Source organism: Candidatus Cloacimonadota bacterium (assembly GCA_020532355.1).
GTDB lineage: Bacteria > Cloacimonadota > Cloacimonadia > Cloacimonadales > Cloacimonadaceae > UBA5456.
Genome location: JAJBBD010000259.1, coordinates 1 through 5,245, shown reverse-complemented (window position 1 = coordinate 5,245; position 5,245 = coordinate 1). Strand labels below are relative to the sequence as shown.

Genomic DNA, 5,245 nt, shown 5'->3' with positions numbered 1-5,245 from the left:
GCCATTAAACGGATAAAAATGGCAATTCAACAAGCCAAAGAACTTGGTCTAATGGGCAACGATATCTTTGGATCCGGCTTCAACTTCGATGCTGAAGTTCGCACTGGTGCAGGAGCCTTTGTTTGTGGAGAGGAAATGGCACTTATCCACTCTATTGAAGGTCTGCGAGGTAATCCTACTCCCAAACCACCTTATCCAGCAGTTCAGGGTCTTTGGGGAAAGCCCACTGTGGTTAATAATGTTGAAACAATTGGAAATATTGCCACAATTATAAGAAAAGGTGCTGCCTGGTTTGCTTCGATGGGAACCCAAAAATCTCCTGGTACTAAAGTGTTTGCCCTTACCGGAGATGTAAAGAATACTGGTTTGGTAGAAGTTCCTATGGGCATTACTCTACGTGAGCTCATCTTTGATGTTGGCGGCGGAATGATTGGTGACCATAAGTTCAAAGCCGTACAACTGGGTGGCCCCTCGGGTGGATGCTTAACTGCTGAACACTTGGATACAGCAGTAGATTATGAAAACCTTAAAGAACGCGGAGCCATGATGGGTTCCGGCGGCGTTATTGTAATGAACGACGAAAAGTGTATGGTAAACGTAGCTAAGTTCTTTATGGATTTTTGTGTAGAAGAATCCTGTGGTAAGTGCTCTCCATGTCGAATTGGCTTAAAGCAGATGCTTGAAATTCTTGAACGAATCACTTCTGGCAAAGGGAAAGAGGGCGATATCGAAGAATTGCAGCGTTTGGGAGAATCCATCAGCAAACTTTCACTTTGCGGATTGGGCCAAACTGCGCCAAATCCTGTGCTCTCAACCATACGCTACTTTAGAGATGAGTACGAATCCCATATTAGGGATCATAGCTGCAGTACAAAAGTTTGCTCAGATCTTATGCATTTTAATATCGATAAAGAAAGATGTATTGGGTGCTCTTTGTGTGCCCGCAAATGTCCCACAAATTGCATAACGGGCTCGAGAGAAGAAAAATATACAATTCATCAATTGGATTGTATAAAATGCGGTAACTGCTTTGATGTATGTCCGGTTAAAGCTATAGACAAGATACCCGGCATGCACCCTGAAGTAGAAACACATCGAGCTGAATTGGCGAAAGCCGCTCAACATTACGACGAATAAGGGGAAAATATGTACAAAGAAATATGCGCTAAATACACCCCCACCAAAGACAATCTGATCTACATTCTTCACGATATTCAGGATAATCATCCACAACACTACATATCTACGGATGCCGTAGCTGCAGTATCTGAATATCTAAATTTACCAGAAAATCATATCTATGGAGTTTTAACGTTTTACTCCATGTATTCAACCAGTCCTAGAGGTAAAAACATCATTCGTCTATGTGAATCTCCACCCTGCTATATAAAAGGTTCAGAAAACATCCTCCGCAAGCTTAAAACAATTCTTGGCGTTGGAGTTGGAGAAACCACAAAAGACGGCAAGTTCACTTTGGAATTATGCGCTTGTTTAGGCGTATGCGGAAACGCACCGGTAATGATGATAAACGATGATGTATATGGAGATCTGTCAGAAGAAAAAGTAGAAGAAATCATCGAAAAGATAAAAGGGAGGAATTAATGAAATACTATCGGTCTCACGTGCTGGTAGGCATCAATGAAACCTCCGTTGCTGCCGGAGTTCATAACTTTTTAAAAACTCTGAGAGCAGAGCTTAGCAAATCCGGTTTAAGTGATGAAATAAACATTTTGGAAACTGGTCCTTTGGGGTTCTTTGGTAAGGGTATATGTTTAACCGTATATCCAGATAACGTAAACTACGAAAATCTCAAAGAAGAACATATTCCGCAACTGGTTCAAGAACACTTTCTTAAGGGACGCCCAGTTCCAAGTTTGATGTTAGAATCTGCCGGAAAATTTAGCCCCAAATTGAATTATAATCAACGCATTGTGCTTCGTAATTCTGGCATCATTGATCCTGAAAACATCGATGATTACATTGGTGCCGGAGGTTATGAAGCATGGGAAAAAGCACTTACTCAGATGGATGCCAAGCAAATTGTGGAAGAAGTTAAAAATTCCGGCTTGCGCGGTCGTGGCGGTGCTGGTTTTCCAGCCGGAGTAAAATGGAGCTTTACTGCTCCCTTGGATGCAGAGCAAAAATACGTAGTTGTTAATGCAGACGAAGGCGAACCTGGAACATTTAAAGATCGCCTTATTATGGAAGGTGATCCTCACCAGCTTTTAGAAGGAATCATGATTTGTGCCCGCGCAATTGGTGCCACAAAAGCTTACATATACATTCGCGGTGAATATAAGCTCTGCATAGAGCGCTTGCAGAAAGCTATAGATGCTTGCAAAAATTATGGCATTATTGGCACAAACATCTTTGAAAGCGGTTTTGATTTGGATATTCAAATCAAAATCGGTGCCGGAGCTTATGTATGCGGAGAAGAAACTGCTCTGATAGAATCCTTGGAAGGAAATCGCGGTCACCCACGCTGGAAACCACCATTCCCAGGCGTAAAAGGACTTTGGCAGGCTCCCACAGTAGTAAACAACGTGGAAACTCTGGCAAACGTACCTTTCATCATCTCCAAGGGCGCTGAAGAATTCAAGAAATATGGAACCCCAGAATGCCCCGGAACCAAAGTATACACCATACTTGGAGATGTTTCTTATCCCGGTCTCTGCGAAGTTGATATGGGCTCCACATTGCGCACTATCATCAACGATTATGCAGGTGGCATGAAAAGAGGCTTCAAATTCAAAGCTGCATTGGTAGGTGGAGCTGCAGGCATGATCCTCTCTGAACGTCTATTAGATGTAAAAATGGATCTTGCCAGCCTTAACCAATACTCAGCCGTTCTTGGAAGCGGTGCAATTCTTGTTATGAACGAGCACCAAAGCATCGTAGATATGTTGTGGAGTATTCTGCGTTTCTTCCGTCACGAATCATGCGGAAAGTGTGCCCCCTGTAAAAATGGAACTCAACAGCTCTATCGCCTTATTACCAAAATCAAGAAAGGTGAAGGTAATATGGACGATGTAGAGCTCATGCTTTCTATTGCCGAAACCATGCAACAAACTTCCTTCTGCGCATTAGGTCAATCCCCAATTATGGCCATACGCAGTGCAATAGATAACTTCCGTGATGAATTCATCGCGATAACCCAAAAATAAGACAAGAGGAATAGAATTATGACTAAAAACGTCAATGTTTGGATAGATGGTCATCATCTGGAAGTTCCCGAAACCATGACCATTATCGAAGCTGCCGACAAACATGGGATTTATATTCCCAGACTCTGCTACCATCCAGATCTTCCCCCAACTGCAAACTGCGGTGTATGTGTTGTGGAAATATCCGGTAACCCTGTACCTAAACGTGCTTGCTGCACTCCGGTTGCCGAAGGTATGAAGATTAGCAGCAACAGCAAAAAACTTCGCTCCTACCGCAAAACCCTAATTGAGATGATCCTTTCGAATCACGAGGTTGTTTGCCCCACCTGCTCCGCTAATGGCAAATGTGAATTGCAGACTCTTGCAAATAACCTTGGAGTAGATCCTGATGCGCTACCCAATATTCTGGAAAAGAAACCTGTAGATTATAGCTCCCCGTCGATTATCCGTGATCCTAACAAATGTATAGCTTGCGGACGGTGCATTACTGTATGTAACGAAGTACAGCAGGTTTACGCCCTCACTACGAGCGATCGCGGAATAAACAGCGAAGTAACTACAGCTTTTAATTTAGGTATGGCTCAAAGCCCCTGCGTGAATTGTGGTCAATGTACGGTTTACTGCCCTACCGGCGCACTGCGTGAAAGAAGCGAAGTTGACGAAGTATGGGAGGCTATTCTAGATTCCGACAAACACGTTATTGTGCAGGAAGCTCCCTCAATCCGCGTATCTTTGGGAGAAGAATTTGGTATGCCTCTGGGCAGCGTAACACCCAAAAAGATGTATGCTGCTCTGCGTAAGATAGGCTTCGATAGTGTAATGGATACAAATTTCACTGCTGACCTTACCATCATGGAAGAAGGCACTGAATGCGTAGCAAAGCTGAAAGCAGGCGAAAAACGTCCACTCATCACATCTTGCTCTCCTGGTTGGATTAAGTTTATGGAAACATATTATCCAGATCTGGCGGATTGCGTTTCTACGGCAAAATCCCCTATGAGCATGTTTGGCGTATTAGCAAAGACATACTATGCCCAAGAACACGGCATCGATCCTGCCAAAATAGTTTCCGTAGCAATCATGCCCTGTACAGCTAAAAAATTCGAAGCACGCCGTCCCGAACTTAGCGACAGCGGATTTCAAGATACGGACTATGTACTTACAACCCGTGAATTTTTGCGTATGATCAAAGAAGCTGGCATAGACTTCGCCAATATCCCCGAAGAAGAACCGGATGAAGGAATGAGTTTCTACTCCGGCGCAGGCACAATCTTTGGCGCTACCGGCGGTGTGATGGAAGCGGCTATCCGCTCGGCTTACACTCTGGTAACCGGACAAGAGCTCGAAAATGTAGATATAGAAGCAGTTCGCGGGCTTGACGGAGTGAAAGAAGCCACAGTTAACGTACCTGGCTTTGGTGATCTGAGGGTAGCAGTAGCCCACGGTCTAGGCAATGCCCGTAAGGTTATGGATCAAGTACGCGAAGGTCTTAAAACCAAGGGTGAATCTCCCTGGCACTTCATTGAAATAATGGCTTGCCCCGGTGGTTGCGTTGGCGGTGGCGGACAGCCTTATGGAAACGACATCGCATCCCGAGCCCGCAGAGGATTAGCTTTGTATGAAGAAGATCGGTCTTTGCCGGTACGTAAATCTCATAAGAACCCAGAAGTTCTCAAGATTTACGAACGCTTCTTAGGTGCTCCTAATTCACCACTTGCTCAGAAACTTCTTCACACCTACTATTTCAAACGTTCCATCAGTAACGGCCAAATTGTGGAAGAAGTTACCCATAAACATCACTAGATATAACTCTAAATACATATCATGGCGACCGGCATAAAAACCGGTCGCTTTACTTTTTTATTAAATCTTCTTATAAACCTGAACAATGCTATTGGAGTTCATGAGGCCAATTAAGTTCCTGCTGATATTGAATTTAATAGGCCTCATGGACTTCAAAAGCAGGCGTGTAATTATGCACGGCCTTGAAGTCCAAACCGCCCATAAGATATTAAATAAGTGATAGTTAATTTATGCGCTTTGAACTCCAATGCCTCAATCGGGATAATGTATGCATCCTT

The 5,245-nt window shown here is 43.8% G+C and carries 4 protein-coding genes; all 4 read left to right on the top strand.

Features of this window, described 5'->3' with window-relative positions; translation table 11 throughout:
• Positions 1-1,137, top strand: a 1,137-nt coding sequence (locus LHW48_09000; protein MCB5260587.1) for a 4Fe-4S binding protein, incomplete at its 5' end; no start/stop codon positions are given.
• Positions 1,138-1,146: 9 nt separating this feature from the next.
• Positions 1,147-1,602, top strand: a complete 456-nt coding sequence (nuoE, locus tag LHW48_08995; protein MCB5260586.1) for an NADH-quinone oxidoreductase subunit NuoE — start codon at positions 1,147-1,149, stop codon at positions 1,600-1,602.
• Entirely contained in the window at positions 1,602-3,164 is a 1,563-nt protein-coding gene (gene nuoF / locus LHW48_08990) for an NADH-quinone oxidoreductase subunit NuoF (protein ID MCB5260585.1), read from the top strand. The genes nuoE and nuoF overlap by 1 nt, the downstream gene beginning before the upstream one ends.
• 18 nt (positions 3,165-3,182) lie before the next feature.
• Complete coding sequence (locus LHW48_08985) at positions 3,183-4,967, top strand: [FeFe] hydrogenase, group A (GenBank protein MCB5260584.1); 1,785 nt, start codon at positions 3,183-3,185, stop codon at positions 4,965-4,967.
• Positions 4,968-5,245: the final 278 nt, after the last annotated feature.

What these genes read in the sequence shown, in the direction of transcription:
- nuoE (MCB5260586.1), top strand. Translation starts at nt 1,147, where the DNA reads ATGTACAAAGAAATATGCGCTAAATACACCCCCACCAAAGACAATCTG.
- nuoF (MCB5260585.1), top strand. Translation starts at nt 1,602, where the DNA reads ATGAAATACTATCGGTCTCACGTGCTGGTAGGCATCAATGAAACCTCC.
- LHW48_08985 (MCB5260584.1), top strand. Translation starts at nt 3,183, where the DNA reads ATGACTAAAAACGTCAATGTTTGGATAGATGGTCATCATCTGGAAGTT.